The sequence below is a fragment of the Gilliamella sp. BG7 genome, assembly GCF_046635565.1.
Classification (GTDB): domain Bacteria; phylum Pseudomonadota; class Gammaproteobacteria; order Enterobacterales; family Orbaceae; genus Gilliamella; species Gilliamella apicola_P.
In genome coordinates, this window is record NZ_JBIDFB010000001.1 from 232,149 (window position 1) to 249,831 (window position 17,683).

The 17,683-nt window shown below is 33.2% G+C and carries 17 protein-coding genes, 1 tRNA gene and 1 other RNA gene; 3 read left to right on the top strand and 16 right to left on the bottom strand.

The window, feature by feature from the left end:
• Nucleotide 1: 1 nt before the first annotated feature.
• Nucleotides 2-1,282: a virulence factor family protein gene (locus ACGH49_RS01000; RefSeq protein WP_411587909.1), complete on the top strand. Its 1,281-nt coding sequence runs from the start codon at nucleotides 2-4 to the stop codon at nucleotides 1,280-1,282.
• Between the two features lie 112 nt (nucleotides 1,283-1,394).
• Here ACGH49_RS01000 and ACGH49_RS01005 read toward each other — a convergent pair whose 3' ends face one another.
• Nucleotides 1,395-2,291, bottom strand: a complete 897-nt coding sequence (locus ACGH49_RS01005; protein ID WP_411587911.1) for a DMT family transporter — start codon at nucleotides 2,289-2,291, stop codon at nucleotides 1,395-1,397.
• Nucleotides 2,292-3,369: 1,078 nt separating this feature from the next.
• Between ACGH49_RS01005 and ACGH49_RS01010 the strand changes: the two genes are divergently transcribed.
• Nucleotides 3,370-3,636: an NAD(P)-dependent oxidoreductase gene (locus tag ACGH49_RS01010; RefSeq protein ID WP_411587965.1), complete on the top strand. Its 267-nt coding sequence runs from the start codon at nucleotides 3,370-3,372 to the stop codon at nucleotides 3,634-3,636.
• A gap of 206 nt (nucleotides 3,637-3,842) precedes the next feature.
• Nucleotides 3,843-4,207, top strand: a transfer-messenger RNA (tmRNA) gene (ssrA, locus tag ACGH49_RS01015).
• A 72-nt stretch (nucleotides 4,208-4,279) separates the two neighbouring features.
• Here ssrA and ACGH49_RS01020 read toward each other — a convergent pair.
• The 15 genes from ACGH49_RS01020 to ACGH49_RS01090 all read right to left on the bottom strand — a co-directional run bounded on the left by ACGH49_RS01020 (nucleotide 4,280) and on the right by ACGH49_RS01090 (nucleotide 17,612).
• Complete coding sequence (locus tag ACGH49_RS01020) at nucleotides 4,280-4,591, bottom strand: hypothetical protein (RefSeq protein WP_411587912.1); 312 nt, start codon at nucleotides 4,589-4,591, stop codon at nucleotides 4,280-4,282.
• A 104-nt stretch (nucleotides 4,592-4,695) separates the two neighbouring features.
• Nucleotides 4,696-5,019: a tail fiber protein gene (locus ACGH49_RS01025; protein WP_411587914.1), complete on the bottom strand. Its 324-nt coding sequence runs from the start codon at nucleotides 5,017-5,019 to the stop codon at nucleotides 4,696-4,698.
• Between the two features lie 65 nt (nucleotides 5,020-5,084).
• Entirely contained in the window at nucleotides 5,085-5,444 is a 360-nt protein-coding gene (locus ACGH49_RS01030; protein ID WP_411587915.1) for a hypothetical protein, read from the bottom strand.
• 803 nt (nucleotides 5,445-6,247) lie between these two features.
• Nucleotides 6,248-6,481 carry a hypothetical protein gene (locus ACGH49_RS01035; protein ID WP_065639027.1) on the bottom strand — a complete coding sequence of 78 codons (234 nt, stop codon included), beginning with the start codon at nucleotides 6,479-6,481 and terminating at the stop codon, nucleotides 6,248-6,250.
• Nucleotides 6,482-6,513: 32 nt separating this feature from the next.
• Nucleotides 6,514-7,029 carry a ClbS/DfsB family four-helix bundle protein gene (locus ACGH49_RS01040; protein WP_411587916.1) on the bottom strand — a complete coding sequence of 172 codons (516 nt, stop codon included), beginning with the start codon at nucleotides 7,027-7,029 and terminating at the stop codon, nucleotides 6,514-6,516.
• Between the two features lie 479 nt (nucleotides 7,030-7,508).
• Nucleotides 7,509-7,655: a chorismate mutase gene (locus ACGH49_RS01045; RefSeq protein WP_411587966.1), complete on the bottom strand. Its 147-nt coding sequence runs from the start codon at nucleotides 7,653-7,655 to the stop codon at nucleotides 7,509-7,511.
• A 366-nt stretch (nucleotides 7,656-8,021) separates the two neighbouring features.
• A tRNA-Ala gene (locus tag ACGH49_RS01050) sits at nucleotides 8,022-8,097 on the bottom strand.
• A gap of 125 nt (nucleotides 8,098-8,222) precedes the next feature.
• Entirely contained in the window at nucleotides 8,223-9,218 is a 996-nt protein-coding gene (gene secF / locus ACGH49_RS01055; protein ID WP_411587967.1) for a protein translocase subunit SecF, read from the bottom strand.
• 15 nt (nucleotides 9,219-9,233) lie between these two features.
• Nucleotides 9,234-11,090, bottom strand: a complete 1,857-nt coding sequence (secD, locus tag ACGH49_RS01060; RefSeq protein ID WP_081297965.1) for a protein translocase subunit SecD — start codon at nucleotides 11,088-11,090, stop codon at nucleotides 9,234-9,236.
• Nucleotides 11,091-11,157: 67 nt separating this feature from the next.
• The gene (yajC, locus tag ACGH49_RS01065) at nucleotides 11,158-11,490 is read right to left on the bottom strand and encodes a preprotein translocase subunit YajC (RefSeq protein ID WP_065605733.1); all 333 of its coding nucleotides are present in this window, start codon (nucleotides 11,488-11,490) and stop codon (nucleotides 11,158-11,160) included.
• A gap of 186 nt (nucleotides 11,491-11,676) precedes the next feature.
• Entirely contained in the window at nucleotides 11,677-13,401 is a 1,725-nt protein-coding gene (locus ACGH49_RS01070; protein ID WP_065605731.1) for an NADH-quinone oxidoreductase subunit N, read from the bottom strand.
• A gap of 6 nt (nucleotides 13,402-13,407) precedes the next feature.
• Nucleotides 13,408-14,952: a complex I subunit 4 family protein gene (locus tag ACGH49_RS01075; protein ID WP_411587917.1), complete on the bottom strand. Its 1,545-nt coding sequence runs from the start codon at nucleotides 14,950-14,952 to the stop codon at nucleotides 13,408-13,410.
• 17 nt (nucleotides 14,953-14,969) lie between these two features.
• Nucleotides 14,970-16,706 (bottom strand): NADH-quinone oxidoreductase subunit L, encoded by a 1,737-nt coding sequence (locus ACGH49_RS01080; protein ID WP_411587918.1) that lies wholly within the window; start codon nucleotides 16,704-16,706, stop codon nucleotides 14,970-14,972.
• A 107-nt stretch (nucleotides 16,707-16,813) separates the two neighbouring features.
• Nucleotides 16,814-17,119 (bottom strand): NADH-quinone oxidoreductase subunit NuoK, encoded by a 306-nt coding sequence (gene nuoK, locus ACGH49_RS01085; protein ID WP_411587919.1) that lies wholly within the window; start codon nucleotides 17,117-17,119, stop codon nucleotides 16,814-16,816.
• A 1-nt stretch (nucleotide 17,120) separates the two neighbouring features.
• Nucleotides 17,121-17,612: an NADH-quinone oxidoreductase subunit J gene (locus ACGH49_RS01090; protein WP_411587920.1), complete on the bottom strand. Its 492-nt coding sequence runs from the start codon at nucleotides 17,610-17,612 to the stop codon at nucleotides 17,121-17,123.
• Nucleotides 17,613-17,683: the final 71 nt, after the last annotated feature.

The window sequence follows — 17,683 nt, forward strand, 5'->3', positions numbered from 1 at the left end:
TATGAAAAAAATAACACATTGCATTTTATTTTTAATTGTTATGATACTCATAGTACTATTAGGATTTGTTGGTTGGTATTTGATAAAAAACCAAGATAGTGCGTCAGTAAAAACGATAACAATCGAAAATGACTTTTCTATCATATCGGCAAAACCTAAACAAACAGCCGAAGCTGCGGCTATTATTGTCGCAACTAACAACAATCATTTTACAGAACAACAACTATTAAACTTATCTGAAAAAATGGGCGCCAAACTAGTTCAGTTTGAATTAAAACCGCAAGCAACTTGTGCTGAGCAAAAAAATCGCTTAAACCAAGCTGTAAACATATTAGGAGAATCTAATTTTGCTGTTGCAGGTATGAGAGAAGGTGCCACTTTTGCTTATCGATGGCTAGCAGAACAGCAAAGTGATGATGCTAAAGCATTATCAATAGAATTCATATTAGATCATAAAGATTGTGATGATCCATTGCCAAAACAAGCTAACCACGGAACGTGGCAAGTAATTTGGAATAATCCACCCGAAGAAAATGTTGCCGTATTCCCACGAGAACAGAAAAAGATTGCTGTCACCACAGGAATTGGCGAATACCAAACCTCACCTGTTGAGCTTTTAAGTTTGCATTTATCTTCAATTTTATTTGGTGATCATCAACAGCTACCTGTTATTGAATTACCCGCAACGAGTAAAGAAGTTCATCCTAAAACCGTTACTCTTTATTATTCTGGCGATGGGGGATGGCGTGACTTAGACAAAGTATCTGCTGAATATATGGCAGCGCATGGTTACCCTGTTGTTGGTGTCGATGCTTTAAAACTGTTTTGGCAACACCGTTCTGTTGAGCGTAGTGCAAAAGATCTCGCCTATTTGATGCAACAATATCGCGAAAAATGGGGTACAACTCGTTTCGTGCTTACAGGCTATTCATTCGGTGGAGATATTTTACCTGCACTTTATAACCGGTTATCAACTACAGATCAAAATAGTGTTCAAGCGATTGTGATGATCGCATTTTCAAAAAATGCTAATTTTGAAATTGAAATCAGTGGTTGGCTTGGTCAATCTGGTAATGAAATGAAAACAGGTCCAGAAGTTAATAACATACCAGCGAGTAAACTATTTTGTATTTATGGTGAAGAAGAGAAAGACGATACTGGATGTTTACAGCCAGAAATGAAAGGTGAAGCATTCAAATTACCCGGAGGCCATCATTTTGACGAAGATTATCAGCATTTAGGGCAAATTATCATGGATGCAATCGATAAAAGAATACAATAATTTCGATTAGTGATATCAAAATATTGCAAATTTATTAAATAAAATCGAGTTCTTTGTCATCAATCTGAAAGGAGCTAATGCTCCTTTTTATATGTTCGACTTAATAAAAAAATTATTTTTTTGTTACCCTAACTACACCTTCTGATAATAACACACCACAAAGCGTAAATAATGTTCCGATAGCAGCAATCCAAGTGAAAGGTTCGTTCAAAATAATAACAGCCGCAATAATAGTAAGAATTGGAACTAAATATAAATAAATACTAATTTTAACTGCACCAATTAATTTAACAGCATAGTTCCAAGATGAAAAACAAATAGCCGAGGCACCAACACCTAAGAATAAAAAATTAAAAATGTTAACAGGATCGGTAAAACGTGATAAATTCCAATCAAAGTCAAAGAAAGATAATACAGGAAACATTAACATCAAACCATAAAAAAAGAATCGCCTTGTTAACAAAATAGTATTGTAGCCATAATTGCTACTTTTTTTAGTTAAAATCGAATAACAAGCCCAAAATAAACAAGCCAACATAGTAAGCAGATCACCAAGTGGATTTAACGAAAGCACAAACTTACCATTAAAGCTAATTAGTCCAACACCAATAATTGCAAATAAACAGCCGACATAAAAACGTTTAGGAGGAGTTTCGGTTTTTAAAAAGAAAATAGATAGTATTGCAGTAAATATTGGTGCTAAAGTGGTAATTACTCCAACATTTGAAGCTGTAGTATAAGTTAATGCAATATTCTCACATAAAAAGTAACAAGTTACACCACACAACCCTGCACATAAAAACATAAACTCTCGCTTAATCCCCTGCCAAGCAAAAAAGCGCGGTGATAAGATCCAAAGGGCTAGATAGCCAAGTCCAAATCGAAAAAACAAGATCTCTATTGGTTTAAAATCCGTCAATAAAACTTTTGTTGCAATAAATGTTGTTCCCCAAAGAAACACTGTCATTAATGCGATTAAGTGCCCTTGTGTTCTTTTTGAAAATAACATAATAATCTCTCTGCTCACATAACTATTTCGCAACCAAAGTACAGCTCATTGCTCAATCTTTTATTAAAAATAGTAGTATTCAAAAAAATTTAAAACAATTTATGATAAGACTTGATAACCAAAGAAAAGGCGCTATTTATTAAATAATTAAAATTCTAGCAATACTAGCTTTCTATACGCATTATTTTAAAGCAAAAAAAAAGAAGTAAAAATACTAAAGCAAGTAGTTATTAATAAATAAATGGAAAAAGAAAAGATTTTAAAAATATTTATATGAAAGGAATATCAGGCAAAAAAATCCACCCGAAAACTCGGATGGAAGGCAAAAAATGAAAAACGTAATCTGTTAATATAGACAGACTAAATGGGGAAAAGTTCAATTTAATTTCATATATTTCTTAATATTTTAATAAAGAAATAATTAACATGTTGATTATATTATATAAAACTTTTTTAAATATTTATAAAAAGTTATAAATCTTACATATTTACTTTAATAGAAGTACTAAATAATCGTACAGCAAATTTTTCAATTTAACTGTTACAAATTTTATTTTTATATTGAAATATATAATTAACTGGAATTTTTAACAATTTTTCAAATCTTCAAATCATAATTGAATTGGTATCCTAAAATTAACAGCGATAGTAATACAACTAATTCTAATTATATTGTTGTAAAATAACGGGGAAAGTAAAAAACAGGTGGGACAAAGGGTTGGAAGAAGCAATTAAACAAGCTAGAGCTGTAATCAGTGATTATGTAAAAATAAATAGATTAAAGATAAAAATACTCAGCCATTCAATGTAAATAAATTAGCGATAGAAAAAGCTGAATCATCGGAGGATCAAAAAGTTGATTATTAACGTTTTGGGCAAGCTAATTATCACCTTCAGATAAATGGTAAGCAGTCAGCATCTACAAAATTAATTGATAACAACGGTAAAAATGATTTGGTCGAAACAAATTAATCGATTTTAAATGAATTTTTTCTTATTAATTTTGATTTTGCATCTATTTTACAGCTAGAATAAGGGCGATCTGCTAATTCATCAGTTAACTTATCCGCTTGATTATATATTTCTAGATAATGTATTAAAACAAGCCGATTTTGTTGTTATCATTCTACCTTTAATCCATAAAAAAACTACTCAACTATTCACAAAAGAAAAATTAGCTTTAATAAAGCCTTCAAGAATACTTATTTACAATACCCGTAAAAAATTGTTGATCAATAAGCGCTGTTTGGAGCACTATAAAATAAAACGAGCAAAGCCGCAGGATTTGATGCATTTAGAGTTGAACTGCTACCCACCAATTCCCTTTTTACTACAAACTTTATGATGATGTCTTATTATCACTTCAAGTCAGCTTTGCAACGGCTGACACACGATATGCAATGGCAAAATGTACTGTTGATAATATCATCACAGCATTAAAAGATGAAAAACCAACCTACAACTGGGTTAACCTTGACGTTGGCTAACTTGTATTCCATCTTGAATTCACCTATAATGCCCTGATATTGTTCTTAGTTACAATTCACAATTGGGGCTGATTCTGGATTCGACGGGATTTGCGAAACCCAAGGTGCATGCCGAGGTGCGGTAGGCCTCGTAAATAAACCGCAAAAAAATAGTCGCAAACGACGAAAACTACGCACTAGCAGCTTAATAACCTGTATAGAGCCTTCTCTCCCTAGCCTCCGCTCGTAGGACGGGGATCAAGAGGAGTCAAACCCAAACGAGATCGTGTGGAAGCCTTGCTTGAGGCGGAAGCATTAAACTTAATCAAGCTAGTCTATCAGTAGCGTGTTTGTTCGCAGCGGGTAGATGAAATTCAAAAACAAACTACGCATGTAGTACCGAGGATGTAGAGATTTCGGACGCGGGTTCAACTCCCGCCAGCTCCACCACCAAAATAGAAATTAGTATTTATAACGTCAAAATAAAATCCCATGCTTGATTTACTAACATATATTTTCATATTAATGTCCTATAACTTCATAATGAACAGTGAATAACGCACCTAGCACTGGCGTAGTAACTGCTATAGTTAATCTCGAAGGGCTTCCGCTCAAGTTTGCTGTCGCGAATGTACCAAACATAACAGATTGAAGCTCCATCGTTCCACACGCCATTGTAATATTTACGGAATCAGAATTATGAGGGAATGAAATCGGTAATAGTATTTGATGATAGTTTGTATAATATTTTGTGCCGTTAATTGTAACCGAATTGTAATCGCCAACAGGCGGGAACTGAGCTGTACCCCACTGCCGTATCAATCCGCTAGGCATAATTTCAAAGCCTGGGTTACCGAGCTTCGTGTAAAAGTCGCTTTTAGATAACGCGCCCACATCTGATGCGTTTAACGAAATATCTCCAGATAATTGTTTTTCATTTATTTTTTATTTTTCTGAACTACGTGATTCTCAGCGTGCCATTTTGCCTGCCCTGCTAAGTCGCGCGCAAGCTTAACAGCAAGAGATGTTGCAGCTTCTGTTTCTAATGAGCTTTCGACTGATGAACTGAGCTTTACGCTACCTTTCTTGACAAATTCTTTAATGGCTGTCGCGAGTTGATCGTGCTTTGATTTATCTAACGTAAAACCCGCCAATTCAATAACATTAACAATTTCTTCCTGAATGGCATCACAATAAAAATAATCTATATTGGATAAGTTAAAATACGATGTTTTTATATGCAGATCAACTGTTTTTTTCAATTTAATTATTGCGAAATTGTTCCGTTTAAATTAGCGATAATTCTTAAATAAGGGTTGTGTAACGGTCAACAAAAATTGGAGACATTCTTAGGCAGTTTAATTATTCCACCTTTAGGTGCATTAGGATTTACATAATCAACATGTTGGAAGTCAACATGATACTTTGGTTGACCTGAAAGTGAAAAGATGGTTTTGTGGTAAATTACCTCACGTTTTTTAGTAGGAATAACGATATCAATTTGTTTATCCTGAGATGATTGAACAGGAATATTAACATCGGTTTCTTCCTCAGTTTGAGGTGAAATTGTTTGCGGTAAAATTTGTTTTTCTTCATCGGCAAAAGCAGGTGCAGAACAAATGGCAATACTACTTAGGCAACTCAAGATGAATAATTTTTTTATAGGTTGTTTAATTCGACTAATCATCCTAATTCCATTCCTGCTCTATTTGACAATAGCATATTTATGTAACTTCTTATTGATTATTAACAAATAAGTTCTTTAAAACAATTATAATCCCCGATTAAGATGCCTATTTTGCCAAACTTCAACTAAATGAGCAAAACCTAATTAATAAAGTTTATATAAAATGATAAAGTTAGCTTAGAATATTACTTTATTTTTATATTAAACAAGCTATATTAAATCAACTGTATATAATCAGCATCGATATATACTTTTAATATAAAAAACAATTAATATTCTTTTGAAGCAATCTTACTTGGTGCAAAGTATCTATTTCCAAAAGGAATAAAATTAAATGAGCGAATCGTTTTATCAACTTGATCAGAAAAGTTCAGAAAAGATTAGACCACAAATACGTAGATCTTAAGCAATTATTATATTAATCAAAAAAATAAAAACTCGACGTTTTACTCAAAAGAGATAGGATTTTATGCAAGTTAATAACTCATCTATGTACCAGTAAAAATGATCAAAAATTAAACTAAAAATTTGGTAGAAATTTAATTGTTTTATCTTAATTATAAAACAATTAGTTATAATTAGACTATTCCCTATATACATAGGGATAAACCATCCTCAATAATCTCTTGATAGTAATGATTTTGCTGTTCTCTAGACATTAGAGATAATAGAATTTTGTAAAAAAGTTTCCGGTAACTATACGTTTCAGTATAAATATCTTAAAAATAGATAAGAAATCAAAAAATCGATTATCATTGTTCAATTGAAAAGTTGGATGCACTTACCGCTCATAAAAAGGGATATTACGTATTGTTGACTAAACTCAAAATATTACTTATTGCCGTTTTTGCTTGATGGCTGTTTTTCCAACAAGTTGAACCTGTTAATAACGCACCTTTGTTAAGGATTTCATCTAAACTAGCATTACGCAATTTATCGAAAGAATCAAAGCTCATCTCTTCAAGTCTTTCAATAATTTTGGCACCCACAAATTTAAGCTCCATCAATTGCTGTCGTTCTGTTTCTGTAAAGGCCATATTATTCTCCTTACATTATATTGAATATAATTTTAAACTGATGCATTTAGCTTTTTCCACTTTCTTATTTTTGCTCTAAACGATTTAAAAGGCGCCACAGAATTGATATGGATAAATCGAGCAACAGTCCAAGATTCAGGATAAGGTTTAGTCCAATTACGGCTATCTTTTATAAACAAAGTGTCTTCGTTCAAAGATTGAATCCAATCATTCCAAATGGTGATTTGCTGATTAAATGCTTGAATTAATGCCTGTAATGATAGGTATTGATATGTTTTATAAAATTGCCGATACAAATTACCCAATTGATTCCATTTGTATCCAGGGGCCGGTAATTCAGGTGTTTGACCAGCAAGCTCATCATCATCCCAAGATTTCACCAAATTAAGCCAACCTAGTTGATAAGCAATCATTTGTGCTGGAGTACGATCAACACCCTCCACTAAGGTGTCTTTTTGTGATTCAGACAAAACTGTAAACTCATCAATAAACAACTTGGCTGTATTGTTTATTTCATCTAATAACTGCTGTTTATTTGCATAAGCCATTTTACCTCCTTCTTAATTTTATTAACGTATTATCCTTTATCAAAAAATAACAAAGATACTGTAAACCAAGACTCAAAAAAGTAAACAACTTTTGTAGTTTTGAGGATTTTTTGGAGAAATCAACTACAAAACATGTCATAAAAACCATTGATTTTATTAAAGTTTACAGATGATTATTTTAAGTATTTGCCTTGATTTTCTATCCTATTTTTCAAAACAAAAATAGTTCAGGCAATATCCCCATTAAAACATGCACCGATAAACTGAAAAGTTTACAAGATGAGGTCATTGACTTTTTCAAAAAAATAATAAAATCAATGAATTTTATGAACATCTTTTAATGGGATTTCTATTTTTATTTTTCTTTGTTTTTAAAATGTTTCAATTCTTCATTATAAAATATCGCACAATATTTGCATAAAGATCTTTGATGATTTCGCCATTGAGCCCTAATTCATTCGACCATTGTTTTCGTTGCTCTAGCATACTGTCAAAACGTTCTTTGGCTTGTACGTCAGTGGTATTTGTTTGAACTTACTGGCAGCTTTGACGTATTCAAAGCGTGTAGCAAGCAATTTAATTATGGAATGGTCAATCTGATCTATTTCGGCACGAATGTGGTTCATATTCTCACATTTGTTTGGCGCTTGGGTAGGTTTATAAGTCACGATTTTATACCTTTTGTTTATTTAACTTTTTATATGCTATCACTATTAGATTATGCACAAAAGTATCACTTAGTAGGTGTCATCGTTGCACTATATTTATATATACAAAATTGATTGTGCGCTTTTAATAGAATTGAGTTTAATATTTGGAGATATTTAATAATTAATTGATTTTTTTTATTTATTAAATCAATTTCGTTTTACATTGATACCGCCCAATAACACAATAATATAACTAAAAATTTTGTTTATATCCTGCTAGTAAAAGATTCGCTGATTTTTTGTATTTTAATGGGTTTTAAAGGATCTTACAGAATATTGAATTGGTGGAGCCAAGGGGGATCGAACCCCTGACCTCAACGCTGCCAGCGTTGCGCTCTCCCAGCTGAGCTATGGCCCCAAATGAAAGGGATAAAACTGTGGCTAATAATATGCAACTAAACGATAAGTGTCAATTAGTTTGGTACTATTTGTTTGAAAAACAGTCTAATAAAACTCTGCCAATTAATGGCAGAGTTCACATGATTAACGCAATATTGAAGGTTGATCTGCACCTTCTGCTTCAATTTTAGGGGGCATAAAGTGTTCACGTTTTACGCCTAATTTGAGTGACATATACGCAGCCACATAAATTGATGAGATTGTACCAAGCACAATACCAACTCCTAATGTTTCAGAGAAACCTTTTAACATTGAACCACCGAAAATATACAGAATAACGACCACTGCAAGGGTTGTACCTGACGTCATCAAAGTACGGTGCAATGTTTGTGTTAACGAGATGTTGATAACATCGTAAGGATCTGCTCGTCGAATCTTTCTAAAATTCTCACGAATTCGGTCGAAAACTACAATGGTATCATTGAGCGAATAACCAATTATCGATAACATTGCAGCAATGATAGTTAAATCTAGTTCTCGTTCAAATAATGATAGATAACCTGCGGTGATGATAACATCATGCGCTAAGGCAACAACCGCACCAGTACCAAATCGCCATTCAAAACGAAAGGCAATATAGATTAGAATACACACTAATGCGGCACAGATTGCCAATATACCATCTTGGGCAAGTTCAGAGCCTACTGTTGGTCCTACAAATTCAATACGTTTGATTTGAGCATCGGCATCAATATCTTTATGTATTAAATTGGAAATTTTTGTACCTAGTGCATTATCAATAGCTGATGACGTACTGCCATCTTCTTGTTTAGTTGAAGGTAATCGAATAATGATATCTTTACTGCTACCATAATATTGCACTATCGGCTCATGGTAACCCGCATCGCGTAAACTATTACGAAGGTCATCAAGGTTAACCACTTTTGTTACTGTGAGTTCTACTGTCGTACCACCAGTGAAGTCTTGTCCTAGGTTAAATCCTTTAACAAAAATAACCACAAAAGATGCGACTACCAATAACATTGAAATCACAAAAGCAATAAAGCCAAATTTTAAAAAGTCGAGGACTCTGCGACCATGATTTAAATCTCTAACATCATGATTTTCTTTTTTATTAATAACCACAATAAACCTCTAAATTGATAACTTATTAACGCGACGACCGCCATAAATAAGATTGGCTAATGCACGAGTACCGACAATCGATGTAAACATCGATGTTACAATACCGATGCCTAGTGTAATGGCAAAACCTTTAATTGAGCCTGTACCGACTGCATAAAGAATAATAGCAGTAATTAAAGTGGTAAGGTTGGCGTCAAAAATACTGCTCCAAGCACCAGCATACCCTTCATTAATTGCATGCTGAACACTGCGTCCATTGCTAAGTTCTTCTTTTATTCTTTCATTAATCAGTACGTTGGCATCAACAGCCATACCAACGGTTAACACAATACCCGCAATACCTGGCATGCTTAGCGTTGCCCCAGGAAGTAAAGACATTGCACCAACAATTAAAATTAAGTTAGCAACTAATGCAAGGCTAGCAAATACGCCAAACAGACGATACATCACTAACATAAAGATGACTGAAATCGCTAAACCCCATGCGCAAGATTCTAACCCTTGAGTTATATTTTCTTGCCCCATTGATGGTCCAACAGTGCGCTCTTCAATGATTTGAATCGGAGCAATTAAAGCCCCTGCACGTAATAATAATGATAAATTTTTAGCTTCATCAATATTACCAATACCCGTTACCTGAAAACGGTCACTAAAAATACCTTGAATCGTCGCTACGTTGATAATACGTTCTTGTTTTTCAAGAATTGGTTTATCGTTTTCATCACGTTTGCCAGTATCTTTGTATTCAACAAACAATGTTGCCATTGCTTTATGAAGATTTTTTTGGGTAAAATCAAACATTCTTTTACCCCCCGAGCCATCAAGAGTAATAGCAACTTCGGGTTGACCATATTGATTAGCACGATATGAAGAATCAGTTATATGATCCCCTGTTAATACAATACGCTTATAAAGTAGTACTGGGCGACCGTTTTCCATATATTTAATTTCTGAACCATAAGGAATACGCATATCGCCTTTTAAGATTGCGGGCATGTTAGGGGAACTTTCTTCATTAACTTGTCTAAATTCAAGTGTTGCAGTTGCCCCCAAAATACGTTTAGCTAATGCCGTATCTTGTATACCCGGTAATTCAACAACTATACGATCTGCACCTTGGCGTTGAACAATTGGTTCAGCAACTCCCAACTGGTTAACACGATTACGTAAAATTGTAGTGTTTTGTTGTACAGCATCGCTTTTGGCTTGTTGTAACCTTTGTTCACTGACATTGATTACAATACTATTTTCACTCTGAGAAACAACTTTGAAATCTTGTATTCCACTGATCTTAGTGATGGCTTTATTGCGATCTTCAGTATTGTCAAATTGCATTGCAATCTGTTGATTACCATCTTTGCTGATCGTTTTATAATTTAATTTGCTATTAGTAAATTCAGTTTTTATGTTTTCAATAGATTGTTCTGTGAGTTTATTTAATGCGGTTGTCATATCGACTTCCATTAAAAAGTGAACGCCACCGCGCAAATCTAGCCCCAGCTTCATTGGTTCTGCACCTAACACCGTAAGCCAAGTTGGGGTTGCTGGTGCTAAATTTAATGCAACGATATACTGCTCACCTAATGCTTCTGATATGATTTCTTTCGCTTTAAGCTGCGTATCGTTATCACCAAGACGAATTAAAATAGACTTATTTTCATAAACTATTGATTTTGGTTCGATATGATTATCAGTTAAAAGTTTTTTGATTTTATCTTGCGTAGCAACGTTAATTTCAGCAGTATCTGATCCCGAAATTTGAATAGCGGGATCTTCACCATAAATATTTGGAAGAGCATAAAGAAGGCCGAGGCAAATTACGACGACCAACATAATGTACTTCCACAAAGGATAACGGTTTAACACGACGTATTCTCTTGTGGTATTAGGTAATTAATACAATGAACAATAATAGCGAATAAATACTATTCTATTATAGTGATTTCATTGTTCCTTTTGGTAAGACTGATGTTATAAAGTCACGCTTGATCACAACTTCAGTCGTATCATTTAATTCTAGCGCAATGTAACCATTTTCGTTAACTTTTGATACACGACCAATAAGTCCACCGTTAGTTAATACTTCATCACCTTTTGAAATTGATGCCATTAAATCACGATGTGCTTTAGCACGTTTCTGCTGAGGTCGCATAATCATAAAGTAGAAAAATAGCCCAAAAACTACTAACATGATTGGTAAAAAATAAGGATTGCTTTCAGGGGTTTGCCCATCAACAGCATAAGCATTAGAGATTAAAAAGTCCATACAGGTCCTCTTGATTAAAATAAATTTTAAAGGTCGGAATTATAACATAATAAATTAAGCTATTATTAACTATTTCTTGTCAAAAAGTTTCAGGTAACTATGCGTTCTAGTATAAAAACGAAACATTCAATACTACCTAGGCCGATATAATTCCGCCAATAAAACGATGTGGCAGATAAATGTTAATTAGGTGGTCAAATATTGCGCCATACTAACTAAATTAAATAGCCATTTAGGGTATATTCCACAAAGCATCGTCAGTAAAGCACATAACACAATGATTAATTCACTTATTCTAATATCAGTCCATTTTAATTTAATTGAAGATTTGCTTGATATTAGATCATCACGACAAACTGGTCTTATATAAAGGTTGATAATTAAGCGAGCATAGAAGTAAAGGCCTAATGCACTGCCAATAACAACGGCTGCGACTAGCCACCATAATTCGGCGGTTACACCTAACAACACTAGTAAAAATCGCCCAACAAATCCCGCAGTTAATGGAGTTCCCGCTAAAGATAAAAGCCCAACCCCCATGGTTAATGCAAGAATTGGTCTTCGCCAAAAAAGTCCTGATAGGTCAATTTCATTTTCATGATCTTGAAGTTCATCAGAGTGTGAATCTAAACTGATCGCGCCTAAAATACAGATATTAGCTAAAATATATCCAATTAGATAAACACCAATAGTTTCTAATGCTAATACTTGATATTGCACAGCTATTAATGCCGTTAATAAATATCCAAAATGTGCTATCGATGAATAAGCTAATATTCGCTTTAAACTACTTTGCATTAGCGCCAATAAGTTACCCCACAAAATAGAGCAAAACGCCATAATAACTAAAATAATACGGATAGTTTCATTGTTAACAATAGGTGCCAATAAAAATAGCCTTGCGATAGCACAAAAAATCGCAACTTTTCCGACTGTTGATAACAACAAGGCAACTATTGTTGGTGCGCCTTGATAAACATCTGGTAACCATAGTTGAAATGGTACTAGCGATAATTTAAAACCGATGCCTACCAGCATTAAACATACGCCTATCAATAATAATGTGCTTGGATAGGACATCGTTGAGAGTTGGTAACTTAAACCACTAAAAGTGAGTTCTCCGGTAGTTGCATAATAAAAAGCAATCCCCATTAATAAAAACACGCTGGCGATAGCGGATAAAATCATGTATTTAACTGCTGCTTCCAATGAATGAGTCTGCGTATATTGATAACCAATTAATCCAACAAATGGAATAGATAACAGTTCGATCCCAATAAAAAATGCAATTAAATGGCTTGCGTAAACAAGTGTTACGCCACCTAATGCCATGAAAAGTAAAATTAAATAAAATAATCCATGATGATTCTGTTCTTGTTTAAACCAACGATAAGCAAAACATGCAATGGAAATAGATATCATTAAAATCAAACTGGTGTAAAGTAGCCCATAGCCATCACAAGTAAAAAGTGCTGTGATATGGTGTGCTTTCCACTTATCTGATGAGTTTTCATCAATATTCGAATTATTCATACTATTAGAATTTGTATCGATATTTTTATTGTCTATATTACCGTCAATGTTTGTAGTTTCACTCTCATTGGGTGATGATTCTGTCGTTTCTGTAGATACCGTATCAATTGCAATAGTTTTTTCACTTGAAGGGTTTGGTTCTTTAGTTGAGTTCGAAATTGACGCCGATATTTGCATATTATCACTGCTAATATCAGTAATAGCTTGGGTATTAAACGAAATTTTATAACCAACCATCACAGAGCAAATTAGAGCACAGGTTAAACCACATACCGTCAAAATAGCACACCCTTTGGTGCTTAATTTAAAAACAAATAGTAAAAATAAAACAATAGCGATGGCAAAGCTTAATACAAAAATTGGCGATAAAGCTATCATAGGTTATTACTCTCCTACTCGCTCTGTGGTTATGTATTGTTGTGTTTGATTCACGACAGCATAAGACATATCTAAAACCACTTGAGGATACAAACCAATAAAAATGAGGACAATTAAAATGCTTGATAGTAATAGAAGATCTTTTTTGCTAAGCAGATGTTTTATTGTAATACCTTTATCAACAACACCATAAAAAATAGGTTGCATACGTACAATAAATGAAATAGATAGTAATAACAAACCAAATACTAGCAAAATTGTATAATAGGAAAAAGCGTTATAACTTCCAAACAACATCATATAATTACCAATAAAATTAGCTGTACCTGGAATACCTAATACAGCCAATATAAAATACAAGGTAAATGAAGATAAATAAGGCACGCGTTCTTTCAGTCCGACAAATTGATTTATGTTTCGTGTTGAATAACATTCAACCAATAACCCACTAATTATAAACATACCAACTATTGCTAAATTGATGGCTATCATTTGAATAACCACACCCTGATAAGCAAGAACAGAACCACTATAAATTATTGCGGTTACAAATCCCATTAAAGCAATATGAATATAAGCTATTAGCTTTTTAATATCATTTTGGTTGAAAGCAAGTAAAGCAGCATAAACAACCGTAAGCAAAGCAAAAGCTAACATAAGCGGCGTAATGGTGATTGATGCATTAGGAAATAGTGGTATAACAAAACGCAATAAACCAAATGTAGCGGTGTTAAGTAATAACCCGCTAATCATCATTGAGCCAGTCGTTGAAGATTCGATATGGGCTTCAATAAACCAACCATGAAAAGGAACAAAAGGGATACGCACGATAAAAGCAGCTAAAAATCCTAGCATAATTAAAAATTCGGTATCACTCGAAATTGGTGTTTTTGTTAATTCTTGATAATCAAAAGTCCAATGTCCTGTTAAGTTCCAGTTAATCAAAGCTAATGAGACTATGGAAATTAGCATAAGCAAACTACTAAATTGAGTATAAATCAAGAATTTACTCGCACCATTAAAACGCAATTGTGAACTTGAATCTCGTCGTCCCCATAAAGAGATTAAAAAATAGATGGGTATTGCTACAGCTTCCCAAAAGAAGAACATTAAAAATAAATCAGTGATTACAAATAACATCATAATAGCTGATGTCATAAATAATAAGCATAAATAAAATAAACCAAGATTGTTTAGATTTTCTTTACTAGAATAGATAATAGTCAATAACCCAATAAATAGGGTCGAGGTGATAACAACCAGAGATAGGCCATCTAAGACAAGATGAAAACGAATTCCTAATAAAGGGATCCATTCTAAATTCACTTCTTTTAACCAGTTTGTTCCTTGATTCAATACATTTAAGGCGTCTATCCATAATACTATCACCATCAATAATGTAAGGCAAATAGTAGTAAATGCCACAATTATTGGTAATCTTGACCAACGGATTTGGACATTGGCAGAAACAACGTCTCTTTGTAAACATACATGGAATAACCAACCAACAAATCCACCTATTACAGGTAAAAAAACAAGCCATAACAACATGAATGATTATACCTTTATTAAATGAAAATCAGGAGCATTAATATGATAATGCTACCTATAACCATCGAAACCATATACCACCGAATTTGTCCATTTTCTAGGTCAACGATGAACGAGTTCAATTTTTTGATTCCTAACATTATCCAGTTATCCCAAAAAGCTAATGGATCTCTTTTCAACAAACGGGCTAAATAAACATAAGGTTTAACAAATAGAGTATGCAACAAATAATTATAATGCCAATCACTATTACATAAACGTAAAAAGAATTTAATCATTGGCGTATTAAGAACTTCTTTTACTTCGCTATTTGGATGAGCATATAAAATATAGGCAATAAGAAAACTTAAACCAGTCACCGCCGCTAACAGTAGCTGAAAAGATAACTCCCCATTAGTATCTAAATCAGCTATTGGAATGATACCTTGAGTTGGTAATGGAAAATAGATAAATAAGGCTGTAGTAAATATTAATAAAAGGAAAATAGGGAAATAACTTATCCGTTTAGTTTCTGTAAAATCATGCTGTCTTTGTTTATGATAAAATGTCATTGAAATTAAACGCCAAATACTTAAACTAGAAAGCAAAATACCAAGCAATCCAATAGTTCCAGATATCAATTTATTTTGAGTCATTAAACCCAATATGATATCCCCTTTGATATAAAATGATGATGAAATCCAGGGCATAGCACTAAGTGATAGCATGATTAACAAAAATATCGCATACAACATTGGAAATGTTTTAATTAAACCGCCAAGTTTACTGATATCACGTTCACCTTGGCATTTTTTGATTAAAATTGATGAGGATAAAATCAGCAATGTGCTTGTTACGACATAATTAATTAAGCAATTAAGAGACAAACTCCAACTCTGTGTTGAAAATGCATAAAATAGATAGCTAATTTGCGTTAAATTTATATAAGTGATAATTCGTTTGATATCATACTGCACTAAAGCGATCGTGCTAGCAAATAATATGGTCAATGATGAAACTATAGCTATAATAGCAAGAACATCGCTCGACATCATAAACAAACCGCTAAATCTTAAGACTAAATACGCCCCTGCCAATATCACCGTTGAAGATTGCAATAAAGCCAACGCTGGCATTGGAGCTAATGTTGTTTCAGCAAACCATGAATGCATAGGAAATAGTGCAGACTTACTCATTGTACCAAGGAATAACATTAGGGTAATCCAAAAAATGATATCTGAGTCGATAGCCAAATTATCATGTGCTTGCATCAACACATCACTGATATTTAATGTTTCTAAAGTTTGGTATAATAAAAATATGCCAATAATTAAAAAGATATCAGTTAAATGCATAATGATAAATGCCTTCACTGCAGCATAACCATTGCGCGCCTGTTTATAGTAAATACCGATAAGTAAGTAAGTACTTATACTTACACCTTCCCAGCCAATTAACATAACAAACAGATTATCAACTAATATAATGATTAATAGGCTAGCAATTAATAAATTGCTATAAGCGTAAAAGGTGTAAATATCCTTTCTTGATGTTAAATAACAAGCTGTAAAAAAATAGATTAAAAAACCAAAAAATGCAATTAAAGATAAAAAGGTTAACGATAAACCATCTAAGGTTAAAGTAATAGGTATAGTAAAATCACCAACAGAAAACCAATTCCATAATGGCCTGCTATAAACTAAGGTCATGTCAGGTACTGTATTTGAGCTAAAATCAATACAAGAAAATATAGTAATCAATGCAATTATTAACATAGTACTAATACCAATAATAATTACATTAATTGATCGAATATGCCTTCCAAAGCAAACCAATATTAGAAAAGAAAGCAAAGGAATAATAATAGTTAAATAAAGTAAATTCATCCTTTCATTTCACTCAATGAATCAATATTAAAGATTTTTCGACGATAGAATAGTTTCATCATTAATGCAAGACCGACACAAACCTCAGCTAAGGCTGTTATTACCGCTAATATTGCAAGGACTTGTCCATCAGATTGTTGCCAATAGCTACTTGCCGCAAACAACGCGACTATTGCCCCATTATTCATAATAATAAGGCTAAGTAATAAAAAATAGAAATGGCGTCGGATCATTGCCCCTAACAGACCTATCACAAACAAAATAGAAGCAAAAATAAGACAATGCATAAGTGGTGGAATCATATTATTTCTCCGACATAAGCCTATGCATAAAATGATAAGCAATCACAGCAGCGCCCAATAATAAAAACAGAGCCAATCCAACCATCAAAATGTATGCATATTTGGACATTTCATGCATTACTTCATGAGATTCTGTCAGTTCTGAATAGTCAGTACTTACTACACCATAAATCAATGCTACGAGTAATATAAATGCTAAGACGAGTGGACCTAACCAAATTTTAGGGCTAATTCCTTGTTTAGGATTTTCAACACTATCAACGCTAATTTTCAAAATTGAAGCGACAAATACAAAAATAGTTACCGAGCCACCAATAAATAGTAAGATATATAAAACAGCAGAATAATACGTATTAAGCAGAAGAAATATCAATGCTGAAGCAAAAAGTGAAATAGCAAGATATAAAATTGCCTTATCAATCCGTAAACTACTAATCACCTTTACACTAGCAACGACAGCAACTATCGACGCAATATAGAAAACAGCGATCATTAAATAATCCAATATGTATTCATAATATAGCTAGTATATACCCAATTGATATCAAGATACAGTTTCCCACT